This is a genomic window from Paraburkholderia bryophila, from assembly GCF_003269035.1.
Lineage (GTDB): Bacteria > Pseudomonadota > Gammaproteobacteria > Burkholderiales > Burkholderiaceae > Paraburkholderia > Paraburkholderia bryophila.
Map to the genome: position 1 here is coordinate 21,098 of NZ_QLTK01000015.1, position 21,790 is coordinate 42,887.

The 21,790-nt window shown below is 60.9% G+C and carries 18 protein-coding genes; 8 read left to right on the forward strand and 10 right to left on the reverse strand.

Translation table 11 applies throughout. The annotated features are described in order from the left end of the window. Positions 1-35 precede the first annotated feature (35 nt). Complete coding sequence (locus BX591_RS20965; protein WP_111933230.1) at positions 36-1,262, reverse strand: M24 family metallopeptidase; 1,227 nt, start codon at positions 1,260-1,262, stop codon at positions 36-38. 45 nt (positions 1,263-1,307) lie between these two features. Further along, positions 1,308-2,195 carry a HalD/BesD family halogenase gene (locus BX591_RS20970; RefSeq protein ID WP_111933231.1) on the reverse strand — a complete coding sequence of 296 codons (888 nt, stop codon included), beginning with the start codon at positions 2,193-2,195 and terminating at the stop codon, positions 1,308-1,310. A gap of 121 nt (positions 2,196-2,316) precedes the next feature. On the opposite strand from BX591_RS20970, the gene BX591_RS20975 reads away from it, so the two are divergent. The 5 genes from BX591_RS20975 to BX591_RS20995 all read left to right on the forward strand — a co-directional run bounded on the left by BX591_RS20975 (position 2,317) and on the right by BX591_RS20995 (position 7,279). Continuing rightward, positions 2,317-3,231, forward strand: a complete 915-nt coding sequence (locus BX591_RS20975; protein WP_111933232.1) for a LysR substrate-binding domain-containing protein — start codon at positions 2,317-2,319, stop codon at positions 3,229-3,231. Between the two features lie 301 nt (positions 3,232-3,532). After that, positions 3,533-4,675, forward strand: coding sequence for a porin (locus tag BX591_RS20980; RefSeq protein ID WP_111933233.1), 1,143 nt, complete (start codon positions 3,533-3,535; stop codon positions 4,673-4,675). Between the two features lie 145 nt (positions 4,676-4,820). Next, positions 4,821-5,294, forward strand: coding sequence for a MarR family winged helix-turn-helix transcriptional regulator (locus tag BX591_RS20985; protein WP_111933234.1), 474 nt, complete (start codon positions 4,821-4,823; stop codon positions 5,292-5,294). Between the two features lie 16 nt (positions 5,295-5,310). Beyond that, a complete protein-coding gene (locus BX591_RS20990; protein ID WP_111933235.1) occupies positions 5,311-5,874 on the forward strand; it encodes an isochorismatase family protein in 564 nt (187 codons plus the stop codon). Between the two features lie 64 nt (positions 5,875-5,938). Next, complete coding sequence (locus tag BX591_RS20995; RefSeq protein WP_111933236.1) at positions 5,939-7,279, forward strand: MFS transporter; 1,341 nt, start codon at positions 5,939-5,941, stop codon at positions 7,277-7,279. A gap of 130 nt (positions 7,280-7,409) precedes the next feature. On the opposite strand, the gene BX591_RS21000 is transcribed toward BX591_RS20995, so the two are convergent. The 7 genes from BX591_RS21000 to BX591_RS21030 form a co-directional block, all read right to left on the reverse strand. Beyond that, entirely contained in the window at positions 7,410-7,898 is a 489-nt protein-coding gene (locus BX591_RS21000; RefSeq protein ID WP_146749804.1) for a hypothetical protein, read from the reverse strand. After that, the gene (locus BX591_RS21005; protein ID WP_111933238.1) at positions 7,895-9,235 is read right to left on the reverse strand and encodes a type VI immunity family protein; all 1,341 of its coding nucleotides are present in this window, start codon (positions 9,233-9,235) and stop codon (positions 7,895-7,897) included. Before BX591_RS21005 ends, BX591_RS21000 begins: the two co-directional genes overlap by 4 nt. Positions 9,236-9,371: 136 nt before the next feature. After that, positions 9,372-10,712: a type VI immunity family protein gene (locus BX591_RS21010; protein WP_111933239.1), complete on the reverse strand. Its 1,341-nt coding sequence runs from the start codon at positions 10,710-10,712 to the stop codon at positions 9,372-9,374. Between the two features lie 34 nt (positions 10,713-10,746). Next, positions 10,747-12,015: a VRR-NUC domain-containing protein gene (locus BX591_RS21015; protein ID WP_111933240.1), complete on the reverse strand. Its 1,269-nt coding sequence runs from the start codon at positions 12,013-12,015 to the stop codon at positions 10,747-10,749. 22 nt (positions 12,016-12,037) lie between these two features. Further along, a complete protein-coding gene (locus BX591_RS21020) occupies positions 12,038-14,803 on the reverse strand; it encodes a type VI secretion system Vgr family protein (RefSeq protein WP_111933241.1) in 2,766 nt (921 codons plus the stop codon). A gap of 242 nt (positions 14,804-15,045) precedes the next feature. Then, positions 15,046-16,569, reverse strand: a complete 1,524-nt coding sequence (locus BX591_RS21025; protein WP_111933242.1) for a CoA-acylating methylmalonate-semialdehyde dehydrogenase — start codon at positions 16,567-16,569, stop codon at positions 15,046-15,048. A 243-nt stretch (positions 16,570-16,812) separates the two neighbouring features. Further along, the gene (locus BX591_RS21030; RefSeq protein ID WP_244147083.1) at positions 16,813-17,925 is read right to left on the reverse strand and encodes a hypothetical protein; all 1,113 of its coding nucleotides are present in this window, start codon (positions 17,923-17,925) and stop codon (positions 16,813-16,815) included. Between the two features lie 263 nt (positions 17,926-18,188). Between BX591_RS21030 and BX591_RS21035 the strand changes: the two genes are divergently transcribed. From BX591_RS21035 to BX591_RS21045, 3 genes are all read left to right on the forward strand, one after another. Next, positions 18,189-19,094, forward strand: a complete 906-nt coding sequence (locus BX591_RS21035; protein ID WP_111933243.1) for a LysR family transcriptional regulator — start codon at positions 18,189-18,191, stop codon at positions 19,092-19,094. A gap of 132 nt (positions 19,095-19,226) precedes the next feature. Beyond that, a complete protein-coding gene (locus BX591_RS21040; RefSeq protein ID WP_111933340.1) occupies positions 19,227-19,883 on the forward strand; it encodes an HAD family hydrolase in 657 nt (218 codons plus the stop codon). 37 nt (positions 19,884-19,920) lie between these two features. Then, entirely contained in the window at positions 19,921-21,072 is a 1,152-nt protein-coding gene (locus tag BX591_RS21045) for a DSD1 family PLP-dependent enzyme (RefSeq protein WP_111933244.1), read from the forward strand. Positions 21,073-21,241: 169 nt separating this feature from the next. On the opposite strand, the gene hpaR is transcribed toward BX591_RS21045, so the two are convergent. Next, on the reverse strand, positions 21,242-21,649 hold the full coding sequence (gene hpaR / locus BX591_RS21050) for a homoprotocatechuate degradation operon regulator HpaR (RefSeq protein WP_111933245.1): 408 nt from the start codon (positions 21,647-21,649) through the stop codon (positions 21,242-21,244). Between the last annotated feature and the right edge of the window lie 141 nt (positions 21,650-21,790).

Below are 21,790 nucleotides of genomic sequence, written 5' to 3' on the forward strand. Positions count from 1 at the left end.
GCCGCAATGTCTCCGAATGCGGCCGCGCCGGGCGTTCAGGCCAGCAGGCGTTTCTCGAATGGATAGTCGGAGAGCAGTTCGACACGGCCGTCGTCGCGCACGTACACCTGCTCTTCCAGCTTGACGCCCTCACCGCCGGCTTCATGGCCGATATAACTTTCGATGCACAGCGTCATGCCGGGCTCGATCACGCCGTCGTACCCCTTGGCCTCGTTATCCTCGCGATGGACGATGTACGGATACTCCCCCGTCATGCCCACGCCATGCGCGAGCGCGAAATAGCGGCGCGCCTGATACGGACCGGGAATCTTCCACGCCTTCGCGATGAACTCCTGGAAGGTCGTGCCGGCGCGCACGTTCTCCATATTCGAATGCACCTGCTCGTAGGCAAGCTGGTAGAGCGTCTTTTGTGCGGTGGTGGCGGGCAGATCGCCACACAGGAAGGTGCGCGAGAAATCGGCGTAATAGCCGAAGCGTCCCACCACGTCGGTGTCGAGGCCGACGAGTTCGCCCGCCTGGATCTTGCGCGGACTGCTCTCCTGGAACCACGGATTGGTGCGTGGCCCCGAACTGATCAGGCGCGTCTCCACATAGTCGCCGTCGGTCTCGATGATGTGCTTGTGCAGATACGACCACAGTTCGTTTTCGCTAATGCCTGGCACGAGCGCCGCTTCGAGTCGACGCACGCCTTCTTCGGCGGCACGCAGCGACGAGCGGATCATCTTGATCTCGTTGGGCACCTTGATCGAACGGGCGCGTTCGAGCGGTTCCTGGGCGTCGCTGATCTGATAGCCGCGCGCCTGCAGCGCGAAAGCCGCCGCCGAAGTCGCGCTTTCGATCGCGATCCGCTTGCCGCCGCCGCTTTGCCTGACGAGTTCGTCGATCTCGTCGGCCCAGCGTTCGGTGACGCGGCCCAGCATGTCGTCGCAGAAGTAGTAGGAAATCGCGGTAGCGGGTCGCACTTCGTCGACGGTGTCGAGCCCGTCGGCGAGGAAATCACAGCCCGCGTATTCGAACAGCACGACCTTGCCCTCGGCCGGTACGAACAGATAGCGCGCGGGATTGCGCATCGAATACACCTGCATGTTGCGCGAGCCGGTGGCGTAGCGCATATGCGTCGGGTCGAACAGGATCGCGGCGGTGAGGTCGCGTTTTTTCAGTTCACGGCGCACGGCGGCGAGCCGGTCGCGTTGAATCTGTGCGATTTCTTCCGCGGTCGGTTCGCAATCTTCCGGAAGATGAGTCGGGCGAATAATCGTCATGGTTTCTCGACAGGGGGACGGAGTTATCAGTTTGGTAAAGCGGTTTCAATCGACCAGGTTGTCGGCACGTACCAGTCTCTGCTCGGCCTCCAGGTGCATTTCGGAGACGCGCCCGTATAACTGCCGGGTTCGTTCGAGCCGGCCGATCACACCCGGCTTCTGCGAGTACGCGAAGATCGCCGTATGACGTTCCACGGTGCCTTCCACCCGCGTGACGCGGTGCAGCGAAAAGCGCCCTTTGAACAGTTGCAGATCACCCGGCTGCAACGTGATTACGTTGATCGGCGCGCGCGTCTCACCGCGCACCACGCTGCCCACGCCGCCGTAGTTCTCGCCTTCGGGCGAGCGGATATTCGGGCAATACTCGAAATCGCCGCCCGCTTCGGGCTGTTGCGTCATCATCGATACGATGAATTCGTTGGTGTCGTAGTGCCACGGCTGTTCGGTGCCCGGCGGCATGACGTTCTGCACCAGGCCGGCGTAGGGGTCCGCGTATTCCCACACGCGCGTTTCGCCGAGGCAGGCGGCGACGAACCGCTTCATGGCCTGCGCCACATAGATGCGATGCACGATCGCGTCGGCCGGAATCACGTCGCGCGTCACGAAGCCGCTGGTGCGGTCCATGAAGACGCGGCGCGGATCGTCGGCGGGCAGGGATGGATCGTCCGCGGTGAAATAGGCATTGACCTTACGGGTTGAAAAGTAGGTCTTGGCGGCCAGCGCCACGCCTTCGGCGCGCGCCCGGGCCAGCGCCTCGGGCCGCAGGAAGCCGTGCAGCACGGCACTGCCGTTGCCCGCCAAGTGGGCGCGGCAGCTCGCCACCAACTCGCGCATGCGCGGGTGGTCCGGATCGTGCAGCGGATAACGCCCGGTATCGACGATGTCGCTCAAATCGTTGCATTCGGCATCGGCAAGAGAAAGACGGACTGACACGGCGGGACTCCAGATTAGGGGTTCGGACTGATTTGTGACGCGAATTGTTTTCGACAACAATCACCTCACTGACGCCCCCATGTTTTGATCGCCAAATTTCTTTGGAAAGCGAGTAATTCCGATGGCTTCCATCAGCGGACCCGATTGGTCAAAACTGAGTTCACTCGATCCCGAACTGGTGCGCGCCTTCGTGGCCGTGGTCGACAGCGGCGGATTCACCGCGGCGGCGAAGTTGCTGCACCGCACCCAATCGACCATCAGCCTGCGCATTCGCACGCTGGAAGAGCGGCTGGAAACGCATATGTTCCTGCGCAACAGCCGGCGGCTCGCGCTATCACGCGACGGCGAAAACTTTCTGATTCACGCCCGCCGCATTATTCAGGTGCAAAACGAAGCAATCGCCGCACTGAACCGGAGCAATAGCGACGGCGTGATCCGTTTCGGTTTGCCGGAGGACTACGCGGAGCTCTGGCTGCCGGAGCTTCTGAAAAAGTTCTACGCGCTGCGGCCCGGCGCGCGGCCGCATATTCATTGCCGGATGTCGCTCGAATTGCTGGAGCGCCTGCAGGCCGGCGAACTGGATCTGGCGCTGGTGGTGCGGCACGGCTCACAGACGAGCGGGCGGCATCTGGGACGTGAAGAGGTGGTGTGGGCGGCACATCGGGATTTCGTGCTGGAGCCCGACGCACCCGTGCCGCTGGCGCTGTTTCCCGAAACCTGCTGCTATCGCCAGCGCGGACTCGAAGCACTCGCCGCCTTCCAGCGGCAATACCAGGTGGTCTACACCAGCCAGAGCCCGACGGGGATCAAGGTGGCCGTCAATCACGGGGCGGCGGTGACGATTATCGACCGCTGCACGTTGCCGGAGAACTGGCGCGTGCTCGGCGTGCGTGACGGCCTGCCATTGCTGCCGGCGGCGGATCTCGAGTTGCATCGTTCATCGGTCAATCGCGATCCGGCGGTGGACGATCTCGCCGCGCTGATCGAAGCCATGGTCGAAGAACGCAGAAACGTGGCGCTCGGCGTGGCGGCTTGACCGTGAAGTCCGCCTTTGCGGTCTTCATTGCAAGGCGGTGACTTTTCCGGCGGCGCTACGCAGAGCGCCGCCGCGTTTCATCGAAACACTTAGCCTGACCTCACACGCTTCCTCTCTCCGGCGAAACCCTTCGCCTCTCCTCGAAGTACTTCGGATCGCCAACGTTTGAATGCGAGCTCGCGTTCTCCAGCGCTTGCTCCATCGGCGAAGCCGATCGATCCCATCAGAATTCCTCGCTTTGCAAAAAGTATTGGCCGGAAAATCATGCCACGGCCCCTAACCAATACACACTGGAGATCTCATGAAAAAGAAAGTCATCGCCCTCGCCCTGCTGGGCGCCGCTTCCCCCGTGTTCGCGCAAAGCAGCGTCACGCTCTATGGCGTGATCGATGAAGGCATCGACTACACGAATAACGTCGGACACGGCAGCGTCGTCGAACTCGCCAGCGGTTATGCGCAAGGCAGCCGCTGGGGCCTGAAAGGCGCGGAAGATCTCGGCGGCGGACTCAAGGCGATCTTTCAACTCGAGAACGGCTTCGATCTGAATTCCGGGCGGCTCAATCAGGGCGGCCGCATGTTCGGACGTCAGGCGTATGTGGGGATTAGCAGCGATAAATTCGGCACGGTGACGTTGGGCCGTCAATACGATTCGGTGGTCGATTACCTCGCGCAGACCACCGCCAACGGCAATTGGGCCGGCTATCTGTTCGCGCATCCGTACGACAACGACAACACCGACAACTCGTTCCGCCTCGATAACACGATCAAATACGCGAGCCCCGAGTTCTCGGGTTTTCAGTTCGGCGGCACGTATAGCTTCAGCAACGACACGAACTTTGCCAATAACCGCGCATACAGTTTCGGCGCGCAATACGCGACCGGCGGACTGCTGGTCGCCGCGGCCTATTTGCAGGCGGACAATCCGGGCGTGGGCTCGAACGGCGCGATCACGGCGAACGACGCGAGCTTTATCGCCGGCCGCATGCGCGTATTCGGCGGCGGCATCAACTACACGTTCGGTTCCACGACGCTGGGCTTCGCGTACACCAACTCGAATTACCAGAACCCGACCGGCAACGGCTATATCGGCATTCCGCTGGCCGCGGCCGGCGTCACGCTGAACACGCTGAAGTATCAGAACTTCGAGGTGAACGCGAAATACCAGTTCACGCCCGCGTTCTTCGTCGGCGCGCAGTATGTCTACACGATGGAGAACTACGACGCGTCGTCGGGCAGCGTGAAGCCGAAGATTCATTCAGTCGGTCTGATGGCGGACTACAACCTCTCCAAACGCACGGACGTCTACGTGCAGGGCGAATATCAGAAGGTGGCCGGCAGCTCGACCCACTCGATTCTCGACGACGCGTTCATTCCGGGCGTGCAGTCGCCGTCGTCGACGCAGAATCAGGTCGTGGCCCGCGTTGCGCTGCGTCATAAGTTCTAAGGTCCGCCGGCTAAACCTCGGACGGCGCGTGCTCTCGGTTTAATTCCGGGCGGTCGCGCCGCCACTCAACCGCTCTCCCCCCATCGCCTTGACTCGACGCAGATATGAAGGTAACCTTTGTAGGTAACCTTCATATCTGTAAGCCATGAGTCAGAGCGATACACCGTCCGCTTCACCTGCCTCAGCACCCGATGCCGACGCGCTGCACACCATGGCGGAAGATCTGCGCGTGGTGACCGGCAAACTGCGCCGGCGACTGCGGGAAGAAGCCCATATCGGCGACTTCACGCCGTCGCAGATTCAGGTGCTGAGTTTGCTGGAACGCGAAGGCTCCGCCACCGTCAGTTCCCTTGCGCGCCTGCACGGCATGCGCCCGCAATCCATGGGCGAGATGCTTTCGGCGCTGAAAGCCGCCGGGCTAGTGACCGGCGCGCCCGATCCGAACGACGGCCGGCAAACGGTGCTCTCTCTCACCCCCGCTTTCCGCAAGAAGGTCAAAGCCAGCCGCGCGGCGCGCGAAGATTGGCTGTTCCGCACCATCCAGACACGCTTTTCGGCGACCGAGCAGCAGCAACTCGCGATCGGCGTCGACTTGCTCAAGCGCCTCATCGACTCGTAACCGCAGGAGAAACTCCATGGCACTTACCACGCTCGACGCAAAGACCGCACTGGTCGTGATCGATTTGCAGCGCGGCATCGTCGCACTGCCCACCGCACACCCCACCGCCGAGGTCGTGCAACGCGCGGCGCTGCTGACCAAAGCATTCCGCCGTCACGGCTTGCCGGTCGTACTGGTCAACGTTGCCGGCGGCGCGCCGGGTCGCGCGGACCAGACAGGCCCGAAGGGTGACTTCCCCGCCGGTTTCGCAGACCTGGTGCCTGAGCTGAACCAGCAGCCGTCCGATCACGTAGTGACAAAACGTACGTGGGGCGCGTTCACGAACACCGATCTGCAAGCGTATCTGCAGCAGCAAGGCGTCACGCAAGTGGTGCTGCTCGGTGTGGCGACCAGCATCGGCGTCGAATCGACCGCGCGTTTCGCGCATGAACTCGGGCTGAACCTCACGCTGGTGGTCGACGCCATGACCGATATGCATCTGGAGGCGCACAACAACACGCTGGCGCGCATCTTCCCGCGCATCGGCGAAACCGGTACGACGCAGGAAGTGCTCGACCTGCTCGAACGGTCCCACGCATGAGCGAGTCTGCCAGTCCGCGCGCCGCGCCGGTCTTCACGCTGTTCTTCACAATGGGAACGATCCGTTGAAAGGTACTTTCCGTTCGCTGCGCACATTCAATTACCGGGTCTGGGCTAGCGGCGCGATCGTGTCCAACATCGGTACGTGGATGCAGCGCACGGCGCAGGACTGGCTCGTTCTCACCGAGCTTACGCATCACAACGCGACGTCCGTGGGTGTCGTCATGTCGCTGCAGTTCGGCCCGCAAATGCTGCTGTTGCCGCTCACCGGCTATGCGGCCGATCACTTCGATCGCCGCAAGCTGCTGTTCATCACGCAGGCGGCGATGGGCTCGCTGGCGCTTGGGCTCGGGATTCTCACCGTCACCGGACTCGTGCAACTCTGGCAGGTCTACGTGTTCGCGGGGTTGCTCGGCTGTGTCACTGCGTTCGATTCGCCGGCGCGCCAGACCTTCGTGTCAGATCTGGTCGGCGAAGAGGATATGTCGAACGCGGTCGCATTGAATTCGACTTCGTTCAACGCCGCGCGCATGATCGGGCCGGCGGTCGCGGGGCTATTGATCGCCTCGGTGGGCACGGGTTGGGTGTTTCTGATAAACGCGCTCTCGTTCGTCGCCGTGCTCGGTTCGCTGCGCATGCTGCGGCTCGACCAGTTGCATCTGAAGCCGCGAGCGACGCGTGCACGCGGCAGTTTCGTGGAAGGCTTCAAGTATGTATGGACCCGTCCCGATCTGAAGGCCGCATTGTTGATGCTGTTCCTGATCGGCACATTCGGACTCAATTTCCCGATCTTCATCTCCACCATGTCGGTCACCGCATTTCATGCGGGCGCAAGTCAATACGGCGTGTTGAGTTCGACCATGGCGATCGGCTCGGTGACCGGTGCATTGCTCGCGGCCCGCAGGTCGAAGCCGCGCATGGCGCTGCTGCTCGGCGCGGCGGCAATTTTCGGCGTGGGCTGCACGGTGGCGTCGCTGATGCCGAACTACGTGCTGTTCGGTATGGCGCTGGTCGTGATCGGCATGTCGACGCAAACTTTCACCACGTCGACCAACAGTCTCGTGCAACTCTCCACGGAACCCGCCATGCGGGGTCGCGTGATCGCGATTCTGCTGGCTATCGCGCTGGGCGGCACACCGCTCGGCGCGCCGGTGGTGGGCTGGGTTGCGGACCGCTTCGGTCCGCGTTGGGCGCTCGGCGTGGGGGCGGCGTCGGGATTCGCGGCGGCGCTGGTGGGATTGATGTATCTGGTGAAGTACCGGCAGTTGCGCGTGTACGTGGAGCGTGGACGGTTGCGCTATACGATCGACGATCCTCGGCAAGGGCCGGCTTATGTGAGTCCGGCCACGGCGGTACAGAACGCGGTGTTGAACGAGGCGGAAGAAGATACGTCGTCGAGCGTGTGACGTGTTAGAGGTGAGGCGGACGCGGCGGCGAGCGGGTAGTTGACGTATCCGCTATCCATGGACCTATCCGCCGCCGCGTTCGGGAGTCATCAAACTTGTCCCGGCGAGGTCAACTCGTTCGGCGCCGGTTTCAACCGGCGTTCGATTCATCGACACCAAGGCTGGCTGCGAGTGCCTTGAGTGCTTCCTCGTCTGCCGTGCCAATCATGACGACCAGCGCGATAAAGATTGCCGCCGGCGCTTCATTTCTCCGCTGCAGCGGTGTGTTGCCGTCCCTCAGCAATACGCCGAACATCGTCTCTTCCGCCATACAAATCACCGACACCACGCCCTGGATAATCATCAGATCGAGCTGCATGCAGTCGATCCGTTCCATCGTCGACCACGTCATGTCCGACTGACTCACGATGTCGTCCCAACCCACCGCTAGCTGCGACGATGTATAGCGACAAATCTCCTGCCCCTCGTCGTCGACCCACATCCAGTTTTCGTGCGATGGAGAAGTGAGCCAATGCCCGGTTGTCAGGGTCCACGGTGCGTGACGGCTTAACCAGCTACGATTTACTTCGGAGGAGAAATCGGCCAGTGTCAGGCGTACCAATTCTTGCTTGTCATTCATGATGTGCTCTCGTCTTCAGAATAAATCCAGTTTGTCGCGCCCCATCTGCTACCCGCAAAGATCGGCATGATTTCTCCCGCTTCGAAATAGCGACGGCTGTCCGCCTTCGCGGGGGTTTGCCACCATCCCGCTTCGGGGCACGGGCTACCACCCGGCACGCTGTGGCGAACGGGTTTACGTTCGACAGGGAACGGAACGATGGTCGGCGGCTCGGGAATGGGCGGCGCATCGGGTAGATCGAAACGCGCTGTCCATGTCCGCGCATTCTTCGCGTCGGCATGCGGAAGATGCGGGTCGTATAGATGAAGGCCGTCCGGTTTCGGGTCACGCAGCACTCGCAAGACGCTGTTCACGAAGACGTAAGGTTCGGGTAGACCCTCTTCGGGCGCGCCGAGACGCGGGAAATCGCCTGCGCGAATCAGTAATGACGATCCGATATGCTCGATGTGGATGTCGGGGCGGTCGAGTGCTTTGCGTAGTGCGGTTTCGCTGCCAAAACGCTCGACAAAGAAATCGCCGAGAATCGTGTACCAGTTCACGCCTTTGATGAAACCCCATCGACCGACCTTTGCTCCGGGGTGCAGGTGATCGTAGGCCGCAGTCAAATCATCCCTCGACTCACCTTCATATGAAACCGGGTCGTAGCTATAGATCGACAGATGCGCCGCACTGTCGATTTCCAGCCCACTGAATCGGCTGGCAAGTACCCATTCCTGCGATGTATAGCGGTGATAGCCATAGGGAAGAATCGGAGAAAGGCCACCATAACCGCCGCGCACAACCAACTTTTCACACACGTAACGCAGGAAACTTTCGTACTGCGCGATGCCCTCTTCCGTCGTCACCAGATCCATCGGCACATTGAATTTCAGATACGACAAGCCGGACTCTTTGCCCTTGGGTACTTTCAATCGCCCCGTGGGCGAAATATAGTCCTCGGGATTCGCGACCCCGGTTAGTGTCTTTATGTTGTAATCGGCCGCCGCGTCCTGATTGGTTGCGCTAGAACGAATCGCGCTGACTCCCAGGTACGACGGAGTATCCAGGATAGCGCGCCTTATCTTTTCGACGCCAGCGGCGGTGCGCTTGGTGAAATTGCCGAGGTCGATGTCTTTGCCGCCCTTCAGATGCTCGCCGAACATTTCCTCGAAGTAATCGAAGCAATCGAGAATGGCTTGACGCACAAGTGGTTGGGAACCGCGCTCAAAGTACACCGTGCCAATCACACCCGGTAGCACGCCCATACTGTTATCCGCGAGGCGCACGCTCAAATCTTCCTTGTAGCGTGCCAGCGCCTGCAAGGGAGTCAATACGGGTTTTGAATCACGCAGCGTCATAGTCTGTCCTGTATCTGTGGAGTCTATTGAAGGATTAACCAGCGGACGCAACCACTGTCACTCGCGCGAACCAAACTGAGACTCGGGTCCGACGAAAAATCGGCCATCGTTCGACGTACCATTCCTTGTCCTTCAGTCATGACATACTCTCGTCTTCAGACCAGATCCAGTTTGTCGCGCCCCAGCGGCTACCTGAAAAGACCGGCATGATTTCTCCCGCTTCGAAATAGCGGCGACTGTCCGCCTTCGCGGGCGTTTGCCACCATCCCGCTTCGGGGCACGGACTACCGCCCGGTATGCTGTGGCGAACGGGTTTACGTTCGACAGGGAACGGAACGATGGTCGGCGGCTCGGGAATGGGCGGCGCATCGGGTAGATCGAAACGCGCTGTCCATGTCCGCGCATTCTTCGCGTCGGCATGCGGAAGATACGGGTCGTATAGATGCAGACCGTCCGGCTTCGGGTCACGCAGCACTCGCAATACGCTGTTCACGAAGACATAGGGTTCGGGTAGATCTTCTTCGGGCGCGCCGAGACGCGGGAAATCGCCCGCGCGAATCAGTAATGACGATCCGATATGCTCGATGTGGATGTCGGGACGGTCGAGTGCTTTGCGTAGTGCGGTTTCGCCGCCAAAACGCTCGACAAAGAAATCGCCGAGGATCGTGTACCAGTTCACGCCTTTGATAAAACCCCACTCGTTGACGATCGCGCCGGGCTGCAGGTGACCGTACGTTGCGGTCGGATCGTCCCTGGATTCGCCCTCATATGAGGCGGGATTATAGGTATCGATCGATAGATGCGCCGTACTGTCGATTTCCAGTCCACTGAATCGGCTGGCAAGTGCCCATTCCTGCGATGTATAGCGGTGATAGCTATAGGGAAGAATCGGAGAAAGGCCACCATATCCGCCGCGCACAACCAACTTTTCACACACGTAACGCAGGAAACTTTCGTACTGCGCGATGCCCTCTTCCGTCGTCACCAGATCCATCGGCACATTGAATTTCAGATACGACAGGCAGGACTCTTTGCCCTTGGGTACTTTCAATCTACCTGTGGGCGAAACATAGTCGAAGTTTGTCGCGACACCGATTAGCGTATGAATACTGTACTCGGCGGCAGTATCCTGATTGGTTGCACTTGAGCGAACCACGCTGACTTCGAGGTGTGACGGAGTATCCAGGATGGCCCGCCTGATCTTTTCGACACCAGCGGTAGTGCGTTTGGTGAAATTACCGAGATCGGTATCCTTGCCTCCCTTCAAATGCTCACCGAACATTTCCTCAAAGCGGTCGAAGCAATCGAGAATGGCTTGACGCACAGCCGGTTGGGCACCACGTTCAAAGTTCAACGTGCCAATCACACCCGGCAGCACGCCCATACTGTTATCCGCGAGGCGCACGCTCAAATCTTCCTTGTAGCGAGCCAGCGCCTGTGAGGGAGTGAGCACGGGTTTTGAATCACGCAGCGTCATAGTCTGTCCTGTATCTGTGGAGTCTATTGAAGGATTAGCCAGCGGAAGCACTTACCGTCGCGCCAAGCGCCAAGGCAAGTGCCGCAAGCGCTTCTGCACTCGCCGCAGAAACAATCGTGGCTAGCGCGGTGAACATGGCGACCAGCACCGGAGCAAGCAGGACGACAATTGCGACACCAGCAACCACGACGACAATTGCAGCCAGCACCTTGAGCGTAGTAATGGCGACCTGAGCCCAATCAATCTGTTTAAGCAACTCCCAAGTCATGTCGGTGGTGCGCACAATCTCATGCCAGCCGGCCTGTAACTGCTCCATCGTGTAGCGATAAATTTCCTGCCGTTTTTCATCGACCCACACCCATGCATCACTGGCCTTGTCCTCAACCCACTGACCAACCGTGAATATCCAAGGTGCCTGCTCGTGGAGAAAAGCGCTCGTTTCTTCCGACAGGTAGGTGTAGCCGCGATGAACCGCGTCCCATATCGGCGCGACCGCTTCGGCGACGTCTTCGACGTGCCGTTCCGCCGACGACCACCAGTCCTCATACCAGACCGGTTCAGTCACGGGCGCGATTGTGCGGATAGGCACGCGTCGTCGTTGTCTTCCCTTGGTGGACTGCAGAGCAGGCGCGTTCGCCAATGCGCGTTGACGCGCTTTTTCCAACTCCCGGTTGCAATCGCTAACGTCAATCACCGTCATGCGATTCTTGAAGTCACCTGCGATCATTCGGTATGCTTCCTCTTGCCCTTCGCCCCACGTATCGCCGGGAAACTTAACCTCAACTAGTCGCAGCATATTGTCGCGATGAGATACACCAACTCGATCGACGTTACCGCGACCGGGCCATCGGTCTGCCGGATTCTTTACGATAATCACGTCCGGTCGCCGCAGGAACTTCGGCTTCCTACCTTGCGGAAACGGGTTCACGCTATGACGTTGGCCTCCCGGCCCTAGCGGCTCGTCGCTCAGGAAGGGAATGGGTGCTTCAGCACCACGCGAGATGGCGGTTGGCCACATATCAAAGCTCACCTCCGCCTTGTATTGCCATAGAAACTTGTTCGCCTTGTTGTCGAGGTTGCGGTTTTCATCGTAGCGAATCGCCAACGTCATCGCGACCTGCTTCAACAAATTGACCGTCGTCCTACCATCCGGCAACCGGATGTACACGATCTTCGGCATTTGCAACGCGTGCTCGACCTTCTCCTGTAAATAACCCTTTCTGCCCGGCGGAATTCGCGCGTACTCCGGTTTCTCATCGATCGTCGTGCAGGTCGAACCTCCTTCCTCAAGCGACGCCCCCATGCTATATAGCCTCCTGTCTCATTCAATCGTTACCGGCATCGACCAGATAGTCCGCCTCGATATCTGCCTGCCCGCCACCCGCAAACTTCCATGGCTTAACCTCGGCCGTATCCTGTTCAAGCGCCCGCAAACGCACATCCTGCGCACTGGACGTAAACACCCGCACCGTCTCCCCCAGATCATTCGTGCGCCCCTGCAACGTGCGCCCAGAAGGCAGCTTCAATTCATAAGGGTGGTGAATCATCGGTGTGCCGTCCGTTTCGCTTTCCAGAACGTATTGCGCCTGATATGGCGGCCTGAACGGCGGCAAGGGATAAGGCTGACTAGCTGGCCCATCGAAGCTGTACTGACTACCCTTGAAAGAGATCTTGCCGGGCGCCTGAATATTGACTTCGCCGCCAGCTAACTCGATATAGCCTTCGCCCGACGACAGCCGGATGCCATCCAGCGCCGCGATATCGACTTTCCCCTTGATAGCCAGCAACTTGATCACCCGCTCGGCGATCACTTCGATATCGTCGTCGTGAGCCTGAATCCGGACCGGCCCCTTCGCGGCAAATAAATCGATCCCGCCGCGCTGTACGAACAGGCTGATCTTCTCGACCGCCCCCGCAATGAACGACTTTCCGGCCGCCACGAAAGTACTCAGGCCACTCGCGAGATTGATGTGCCGATCGGCAGTTGCGTGAATGGAAGCCTTGCTCGAAAGACCAATGTCCTCCGGGCTTCCAAGCGCCAGCAACGGTTTGGCAAAGACATTCGCATTCCCGGTGCCGCCGCCTGCTGTCCGCCCTCCCTTCGACGTGCCTGACACGCTGTGCCGCGTCGCATCCGAAAAGCCCTTCAGTTCCTGATGCCCCGGCTTCAGACTTTCGGCCTGGATCTGTTCACTTGCGTCAGCTAAGGTTTCAAGCAGGCTTGCCGAATTGCCGAGTTGCTCCTGCGTCTCGCGCGCATCGAGCGGCTGGCCGTTCGACGGTTTCGTATACGTGCTCACATACAGGCCGCGATTGGCCCGTATCGCGCCCCATGCATCGGTCTTCAGATCGAAGCCCGAGCCGAGATAGGCGCCGCGCGCATTGTCGTTCTGATCGATCAGGTAGCCTATTTGCAGCAGGGTGATGCCGTTACTGCCGCTATTGAACAATTGAGCGCGTGTCTGGCCCGTCGCATCGTCCATGACGAAGTGACTGAAATCCGAGCCGTGATATTCCTTCGACCGGTAGCCCGAAAGAATGCCGTTCGTGTGCCACGCCGGACGCACCGCGCCGTTGTAGACGCGATGGACCGCAAGCGGTCTGTCGCAATCCCCGCCCACGTGATCGACGATTAACTCTTCCCCTACTCTCGGCACATGCACGCCGCCGTAACCTGCGCCGGTATCGGCCTGCGCGGCACGAATCCAGCATGACGCTCCCGCGTTGCCGGGGTTGTGCCGGCCCCACAAAAACACCACCTTGATACGGTTCAGGTCGTCCGTGTAGACCTCTTCGCCCTTCGGTCCAACCACCATCGCGGTCTCGAGATGCATCACTGGCTTTTTATGTTCGAACGGACTGCGATACGGCACCGTCGTACGCTGTGCTTCGATCTCGACCAGACAGCATCCTTCACTGCCGTCGAAGTGACGAATCTTCAAGAACTCGTGGTCGGCGCGGCCCGCCATCGCCTGCTGCAACTCGCGTTTCAGGCTGTGCGGATAATCCGGCTCCTCACGCGAGACGGGCAGATTGTTCTCGAGGTAGCGCCATACCTTGAGCGCAACGAATTGCCGCTGCTCTTCCGGCTCGCGATCATGTTCGGGATGGTCCACCAGTTGGAAAACGCGACCCGCATCGATACCGGGCAGACCACCCAATCCATGAAACCGCTTCGCGCGCGACTCCCATTCTTCGACGCGAATCTTCGACAGCGCCTGACCCCGCTCACTTTCCCGGTACGTGTACGCACCAGTGAACTCGAAGATTTCAGTCTGCCCCGGCAACGCCCCCTGATTCGGGCGAGCGTGAACAAGCGTGCCTTTCGGACGCGACGGTATAGGCGGATGCTTGTAATCGGAGGTACGTGTCGCATACGCGGCACTTTGCAGCGTGCGCGAACCCGACCACAGCGTGAGCGCACCGACGTCGCTGCCGTGTAGATCGGATCGGTAGTAGCGCACGGGCGCGATCTCGTCGACGTACCGAAGATTGTCCGTAATAACGAACGTATGCGATTGACCGTCGGCGCTGTATCGGAAGAATCCGTATAGCCCCTCCGACTCCATTAGTCGGTGGACGAAATTCCAGTCGGTTTCACTCTGCCGGCAATACGACAGCAACGGCAAGGATCGCGATAGTGCGAAGGTGAATTTGCCCTGCGCCTGCGGGTGCTCGTTGAAGACGTCGCTGATAATGTCGTCGACGGAACGGTCCTGCCAGATTCGCATGTCGCTGCGCAAGTGCAGAAAATGCAGCCATGACGCGAAGCTGATCTGATAGCTGGTCAGGTCGCCGTTGGCGCCGAGCCGCCGGAACCGATGAACATAGCCGTTGATAGGCAGATAGGATTTATCGGCCTGCTGAATCCAGAGCGTTATCGACTGAGACATTAACGTCTTGAGTCCGATATCGCTGTCTACCGAGACCATGTCGATCGTGACGCTGAAATCGCGACCGAGTTCGGCATACGTCACCGCCCGGCGCGGTAATAGCGTGTTGGCAGGCAGCGACGGAATATCCGTTTTTAGCAGTCGCTCATGCTGGATCAGATCGCTGCGAATGGCCTGAATCAAATCAGTTAGCTTCATTCTCCTTGCCCAATTCTTGTCTCCCTCGGCTCGTGTTGCTAACGCTAGCGGGCCAGAATGCGCGATTCTACGTAGGACGCGATGACGAAATTGACGAGGCAAAGATGAGAAATTTCAGAAAGCCTTCTGATTCAATGCATAACGAATATCTAGCGCATTTATAGGCCTGAAATAAAAAAACCACGCCTGAATCAGGCGTGGTTTTCTCGTTACAGCAAGTCTTCTTTTTTATTCTCTATCCACTACTTCGCGACCGGCATCGTGAACTCCGCACCCTTCGCGATGCTATCCGGCCAGCGCTGCATGATGCTCTTGTAACGCGTATAGAAGCGCACACCCTCTTCGCCGTAAGCATGATGATCGCCGAACAGCGAGCGCTTCCAGCCGCCGAACGAGTGCCACGCCATCGGCACCGGAATCGGCACGTTGATGCCGACCATGCCGACCTGAATCTGGCGGCCGAATGCGCGTGCCACGCCGCCGTCCGACGTGAACAGCGACACGCCATTGCCGAACTCATGCGCGTTGATCAACGCAACCGCGCTCGCGAAATCGGGCACACGCACCACGGCCAGCACCGGGCCGAATATCTCTTCCTGATAGATCTTCATTTCAGTCCCGACGTTATCGAACAACGTGCCGCCGATAAAGAAACCCTCTTCTTCCGCCACCGGATGTGTGCGGCCGTCGACGATCAGCTTCGCGCCTTGCTCCACGCCCGAAGCGATATATCCGGCCACCTTGGCCTTATGTTCGGCGGTCACCAAGGGTCCCATCTCCGCGTCGAGATGCTCGCCGTTCCTGATCACCAGCGACTTGACGCGCGGCACCAGCTTCTCGATCAACGTGTCGGCGACATTACCCACCGCGACCGCCACCGAAATCGCCATGCAACGCTCGCCTGCCGAGCCGTAGGCCGCGCCGATCAGCGCGTCGACCGCCTGGTCCAGATCCGCGTCGGGCATCACCACCAGATGGTTCTTCGCGCCGCCGAGTGCCTGCACGCGCTTGCCGCGCTTCGACGCTTCCGTGTGAATGTATTCGGCGATCGGCGTGGAGCCGACGAACGACAGCGCCGCGACGTCCGGGTGCTCGATCAATGCATCGACCGCGACCTTGTCGCCGTTCACGACGTTGAACACGCCGTCCGGCAGACCGGCTTCCTTCAGCAACGCCGCGATCCGCAGCGACGCGGAAGGATCTCGCTCCGAAGGCTTCAGCACGAACGTATTGCCGCAAGCCAGCGCGACCGGGAACATCCACATCGGCACCATGACCGGAAAATTGAACGGCGTGATGCCCGCGACCACGCCGAGCGCCTGACGCAGATTCCAGTTGTCGATGCCGCCGCCGATCTGGTCGGTGAAGTCGGTCTTGAGCAGGTTCGGAATGCCGCACGCGAATTCGACCACTTCGATACCGCGCACCACTTCGCCTTGCGCGTCGGTAAACACCTTGCCGTGTTCGCGCGTGATCAGCATGGCGAGTTCGTCGTGATGCTGGTTCAGCAATTCCTTGAACCTGAACAGAATGCGCGCGCGCTTGAGCGGTGCGGTTTCGCTCCACGCCGGGAACGCGGCCTTGGCGGCCTGCACGGCCGCGTCCACTTCCTCGACCGACGCCAGCGCAACCGAACCGGTCACCTTGCCGGTGGCCGGATTGAACACGTCCTTGAAGCGGCCGCTGCTCGCCGCAACCGGCGCGCCGCCGATGTAGTGGCCCAACTGCTGCACCGACAGCTTCGCCTGCTCGTTCACTGCATTCATGTCCTTACCTCGGGTTCGGGATCGGCCGCGACGCAGGTCGGGTTCCCGGCCGCTGGCAAAAAGATCAGGCCGAGCCGCGTCGCACACGAGCGGTATTCCGCTCGCCGGCCGGCTCGCCAAGACCTGCAAACTGTATCGACGGCGCCGGTGGGATTCCCGATACAGCACGATAAAACCGCGCCGCACTGTATTGTTTTTTGCGCGGCAACTGTATTGGTTAAAGGGGTGTGGCCGCTGGCGCAATCAGCGCCAAAGCTCCGTCAGCTCGTTGGCCAGCACCATCTTCTCGCGAACCCGTTCAATGAACGCTGTATCGGTCGCGCCTTGCGCCTTGAGGAATTTCAGCGCGGCGGAGTGAACAGCGCGCATGGACCGTCCGTCGATGCCGGTCATGCGCGCTGCGCTGCGCCGCGTCGCGTCCACCAGGTCGCGCGCGCTGCCGAAATCGGGCGAAAGACCGCATTGCGTCTCGAACGCGGCGCGCAAGCCGGCCGCGTAATCGCGCGACTGCCCGAGTTGGTCCATATCGATCAGCAGATCCACGCCGTCGGCCATGCGCAACGCGCAAAGAATCCACAACGCGACGAACGCCCGGTACGCGTTATTGGCTTCCGCGCTGCGCGCGTATTGCTCGCACGCCAGCGCATACGCGTCGTCCGAGTTGGGCGAGACGGGCGGCAGGCTCACGCCGCAGACCGCGATGGCCTCCCTGACCAATGGGTCCGACTGATTCAAACCCAGCACACGAAACGGCGCCGCGACAAAGAACGCGTTGCTCCATTGCTGACTGAGCAGCCAGCCCGACGCGAACTGCGACGCCGGATTGCGCAACACGCCCACATGCATGGCCTGCGCAAAGGCCTGCTTCAGCCACGGCAAGCGGCCCGACGAACGGCAGAACTTGAACACCGGCACACGCCCGTGCTCCAGCGTGCGGTCGGACAGATTGCGCAAATAGGCCTGCAATGCGGGGAATTCCGCATCCGGTGCGAGGGTGAAGCGATCGATACCGAAGCGCTTTCCATAGCCTTCGACACCGCGCGCACCTTCGTGGAGAAACGGCCGGTATTCGTCGAAATAAGGCGCGGCGAGCGGCGGATGACCGGATGTCAGCGTGGGGCGCGACGCGGCGACATCCGCGAGGCTCAAATCCGCGAGCACGTTGCTGAGCGGTTCGTAGAAACCGGTCGCAGTGTCGAGCGCGCGCAGACGCGACCAGACCCACGTTCCCGCGCTACGCCAGCCCGTGTGCAGAAATACCCCTTGTTTCAGGGGACTTTTTTGCGCGGTGGCATCCGGCTGCCGGGCCGGATCGTTCGACGAGGCGGCGCCTGACGGATTGGCTGAAGACGACATGGAACTTCTCTTCCAATGAAAGCGGCAACGATGCGAAGGAAAAAGGACGCGGCCTGCGCCGCTTCAATGCTGGCGCACACTTTAGCGGGTCAAGCTGTCGACTGCGTTACAGAAGCATCACTTTACCTTGCAATGGCGGCCGCGCATTTTGGGCGGCGCAGACAGGACAGCGGTGGAAACCTCGTGTCCAGAAACGCTAAAACGCTTTGAAGCCCTTTGAAAGGCTTTAAGCTGCCGGATTCCCGCATTCAATCATCGCCGATATGAACGATTCGACCGATATCCGTTTCCTGCTGACCATTCGCGACAGCGGCAGCCTGATCGCCGCGGCACGAAAACTGGGGCTATCGCCGTCGGCGGTGACACAGCGTCTTCAGCAACTCGAAAAGAAGTTGGGCACGCAACTGGTGAATCGCACCGCACGCCGTCTGCAATTCACGGAAGAAGGCGCACTGCTGTGCGAGCGCGGCGCCGAACTCGTCCAGCAGTTCGACGCCTTGTTCGACGATTTGCAGATGCGCCGCGGCGGCCTGATCGGTACCTTGAAAATCAACGCACCGCTCGGTTTCGGCCGACGCCACCTCGCGCCGGCGGTGGCGGCGTTCCAGCAGGAGAACCCGGATATCGACGTAGCGCTCACGCTATCCGACCAGCCGTTGACGGAGACGATGGATCGCTTCGACATCGTCGTGCATATTGGCGAGCTGCCGGTGTCGAACCTGGTCGGCTATACGATCGCACCGAACGCGCGCTTTGTCTGCGCCGCGCCCGCGCTGATCCGGCGTGCCGGTGCGCCGGAATCGCCGGAACAATTGAGCCGGCTGCCCTGCATCGTGCTACGCGAAAATAACGAGGACGTCACGCTCTGGCAGTTCAGCAAAGGCCGCGCGCGTCACAGCGTGCGCGTGGCGCCCCGCATGAGCTGCAACGACGGCGACGTGATCCGCCAGTGGGCGTGCGAAGGCCGCGGCGTGATTTTGCGCTCGGAATGGGATGTCGCCGACGACCTCGCCAAAGGCAAGCTGGTGCGTTTGCTGCCGGGATGGAAGGCACCCGACGCCAACGTGATCGCGCTCACGCACCAACGCGCCGGACTGCCGGCGCGCACCCGTCATTTCATGCAGTATTTGCAGGGCCGGTTCAGGCCGCTGCCGCCATGGCGGCGCTGAACATCGGAGCGCCGTGCATGACGTGCGCGCAGGCGCAAGATTCAACCCGGCTGAATTTATGAGTAAATCCGGCTGAACGCCGCGATGCCGAGGCAAATCTATAATCGGTTCACACTCAACGCCGGGCACATCATGACTGACACATCCGCACCCTCCGCGTACCCGAAAGCGGTGCTGTTCGACCTTCTGACCGCGCTGCTCGACTCGTGGACGTCGTGGAACCATGCCGCCGGGTCCGAACCGACTGGTCGCGCATGGCGGGCGGCCTATCTGCGTTTGACCTACGGCTGCGGCCAATACGTTCCGTATGAACAACTGGTGCGCGACGCGGCCAAGGAAGTCGGCTTGCCCGAATCCGCGCCGCTCGCGCTCGAAGCCGACTGGCTGAAACTCGCGCCCTGGAGCGGCGCTGTCGAGGCGTTGCAGGCGCTCGCACCGCATTGCAAACTGGCGGTGGTCACCAACTGCTCCGCGCGCCTCGGCAAGCAGGCCGCGAATCTGTTCCCGGTTCACTGGGACGCGATCGTCACCGCCGAAGAAGCCGGCGTGTACAAACCCGATCCACTGCCCTACCGCCTCGCCCTCGACCAGCTCGGCGTAGCCGCGCACGAAGCCGCGTTCGTCGCAGGCTCCAGCTACGACATGTTCGGCACCGCCGCCGTCGGCTTGCGGACATACTGGCACAACCGCGTCGGCTTGCCGCTCGTGAGCGGCGCGCAGCCGCCCGAAATCGAATCGCCCACGCTCGACCAGTTGGTGCCGTGGCTGCGCCGCTTCGGTCTGAACTGAACTCTCGCTATTCACCGGTGAATACACGAAACTCGACATGAAACTCGACCACATCGAAACACCCGCCGCGCTGATCGACGTCGCGCGCATGCAGAAGAACATCGCCCGCATGCAGGGGCAGATGAACACGCTGGGCGTGGCGTTCCGCCCGCACGTGAAGACCACCAAATGCATCGACGTGGTGCGCGCGCAGATCGCCGCCGGTGCGCGCGGCATTACGGTGTCGACGTTGAAGGAAGCGGAGGCGTTCTTCGCGGCTGGGGTCGCCGACATTCTGTACGCGGTCAGCATGGTCCCCGCCAAATTGCCGCGCGCGTTGGCATTGCGCCGCCAGGGCTGCGATCTGAAGCTGGTGGTGGACAACCCGGGCGCCGCATCGGCAATTGCCGCGTTCGGCGACCAGCACGGTGAAACGTTCGAGGTCTGGATCGAGGTCGACACCGACGGACACCGCTCCGGCATCACACCCGAACAGGACACCTTGCTCGTGGTCGCCCGGATTCTGCATGAGAACGGCGTCAAGGTAGGCGGCGTGATGACCCACGCCGGTTCCAGCTACGAACTGAATACGCCCGAGGCGCTCGCCGCGCTCGCGGAGCAGGAACGTGCGGGCTGCGTGCGCGCGGCGCAGCGGCTGCGCGAGGCCGGCATTGCCTGCCCCGCCGTCAGCGTGGGTTCGACACCGACCGCGCTGGCCGCCGCGCAACTGGACGGCGTGACCGAAGTGCGCGCCGGCGTCTACGTGCTGTTCGATCTGGTCATGCACAACGTCGGCGTGTGTGCGCTCGACGACATCGCGTTGAGCGTGCTCGCGACCGTGATCGGTCATCAGGCGGACAAAGGCTGGGCGATTCTCGACGCGGGCTGGATGGCGTTGAGCCGCGATCGCGGCACCTCGAAGCAGGCGCACGATTTCGGCTACGGCCTGCCGTGCTTGCTGAACGGCACGCCGCTCGCCGGCTACGTGGTGAGCGGCGCGAATCAGGAGCACGGGATTCTGTCGTCGGCCACGCCCGAGACCGAGAGCGGCGCAGGTTTCGCCGACGACATCACCCAGCGCTTTCCGCTCGGCATGAAGCTGCGCATTCTGCCGAACCATGCGTGCGCAACCGGCGCGCAGTTTCCCGAGTATCACGCGGTCGCGCCGGACGGCGCCAGCGTGGAATGGCGACGCTTTCATGGCTGGTGAGGGGCTCGGATTCGCCCCTGGCTCGCCGTGATCAGAACTGGTGCTGAATACCCGTTGTCACCACCAGTTGCCGGCGCGTGCTCGACGGACTCACGCCATGGATCTGCTCGGCCAGCGGGACAACGCCAACAACACGATGACCGCCGGCGCGGGCAACCAAGCCACGGGCTTACTCGTCCTCGTCTTCAAGCCCGGCCAGCAGATCGTCCACCGCGCGATACACACGCTCGACGATCTCCGGTCCGACCTTGCGCTCCAGCTCGCGGTAATGCGCTTCGAGATCTTTTGAAATCACCCGCACCAGTTCCACGCTGGTATCGGTGAGCGACACCAGCACGCGGCGCTGGTCTTCCGCGAAACGCTCCTTGATCACCAGTTCCATGCTCTCCATGCGCGCGAGCACGCCGGCCATGCTCGGGCTCGAAATCGTACAGATGTCGGAGATGTGACGCGGCTCCATCGGACCATGCTCGTTGAGCGCGCGGATCACGCGCCATTGCTGCTCGGTCAATCCATGCGCGGTAATCAATGGGCGAAAACGCTCCATCATTTTTTCTCGGGCGCGCAGCAACAGCATGGGCAGGTTGCGGTGCAAAACTCGGGTGGAGGCAGCGGACATGTTCGAAGAAGAATTAAAAAAAGCAGCCGTCGAAGCTTAAGGGAAAACCCGTGATCAGCCGACATGGCTATTGACCATGGATCATATCAAGCGCGATAC

Bases quoted from the DNA above. Each gene is read 5' to 3' on its own strand.
- BX591_RS20965 (WP_111933230.1), bottom strand. From the start codon at position 1,262: ATGACGATTATTCGCCCGACTCATCTTCCGGAAGATTGCGAACCGACC.
- BX591_RS20975 (WP_111933232.1), top strand. From the start codon at position 2,317: ATGGCTTCCATCAGCGGACCCGATTGGTCAAAACTGAGTTCACTCGAT.
- BX591_RS20980 (WP_111933233.1), top strand. From the start codon at position 3,533: ATGAAAAAGAAAGTCATCGCCCTCGCCCTGCTGGGCGCCGCTTCCCCC.
- BX591_RS20985 (WP_111933234.1), top strand. From the start codon at position 4,821: ATGAGTCAGAGCGATACACCGTCCGCTTCACCTGCCTCAGCACCCGAT.
- BX591_RS20990 (WP_111933235.1), top strand. From the start codon at position 5,311: ATGGCACTTACCACGCTCGACGCAAAGACCGCACTGGTCGTGATCGAT.
- BX591_RS21000 (WP_146749804.1), bottom strand. From the start codon at position 7,898: ATGAATGACAAGCAAGAATTGGTACGCCTGACACTGGCCGATTTCTCC.
- BX591_RS21005 (WP_111933238.1), bottom strand. From the start codon at position 9,235: ATGACGCTGCGTGATTCAAAACCCGTATTGACTCCCTTGCAGGCGCTG.
- BX591_RS21010 (WP_111933239.1), bottom strand. From the start codon at position 10,712: ATGACGCTGCGTGATTCAAAACCCGTGCTCACTCCCTCACAGGCGCTG.
- BX591_RS21015 (WP_111933240.1), bottom strand. From the start codon at position 12,015: ATGGGGGCGTCGCTTGAGGAAGGAGGTTCGACCTGCACGACGATCGAT.
- BX591_RS21020 (WP_111933241.1), bottom strand. From the start codon at position 14,803: ATGAAGCTAACTGATTTGATTCAGGCCATTCGCAGCGATCTGATCCAG.
- BX591_RS21025 (WP_111933242.1), bottom strand. From the start codon at position 16,569: ATGAATGCAGTGAACGAGCAGGCGAAGCTGTCGGTGCAGCAGTTGGGC.
- BX591_RS21030 (WP_244147083.1), bottom strand. From the start codon at position 17,925: ATGTCGTCTTCAGCCAATCCGTCAGGCGCCGCCTCGTCGAACGATCCG.
- BX591_RS21035 (WP_111933243.1), top strand. From the start codon at position 18,189: ATGAACGATTCGACCGATATCCGTTTCCTGCTGACCATTCGCGACAGC.
- BX591_RS21040 (WP_111933340.1), top strand. From the start codon at position 19,227: ATGACTGACACATCCGCACCCTCCGCGTACCCGAAAGCGGTGCTGTTC.
- BX591_RS21045 (WP_111933244.1), top strand. From the start codon at position 19,921: ATGAAACTCGACCACATCGAAACACCCGCCGCGCTGATCGACGTCGCG.
- hpaR (WP_111933245.1), bottom strand. From the start codon at position 21,649: ATGCTGTTGCTGCGCGCCCGAGAAAAAATGATGGAGCGTTTTCGCCCA.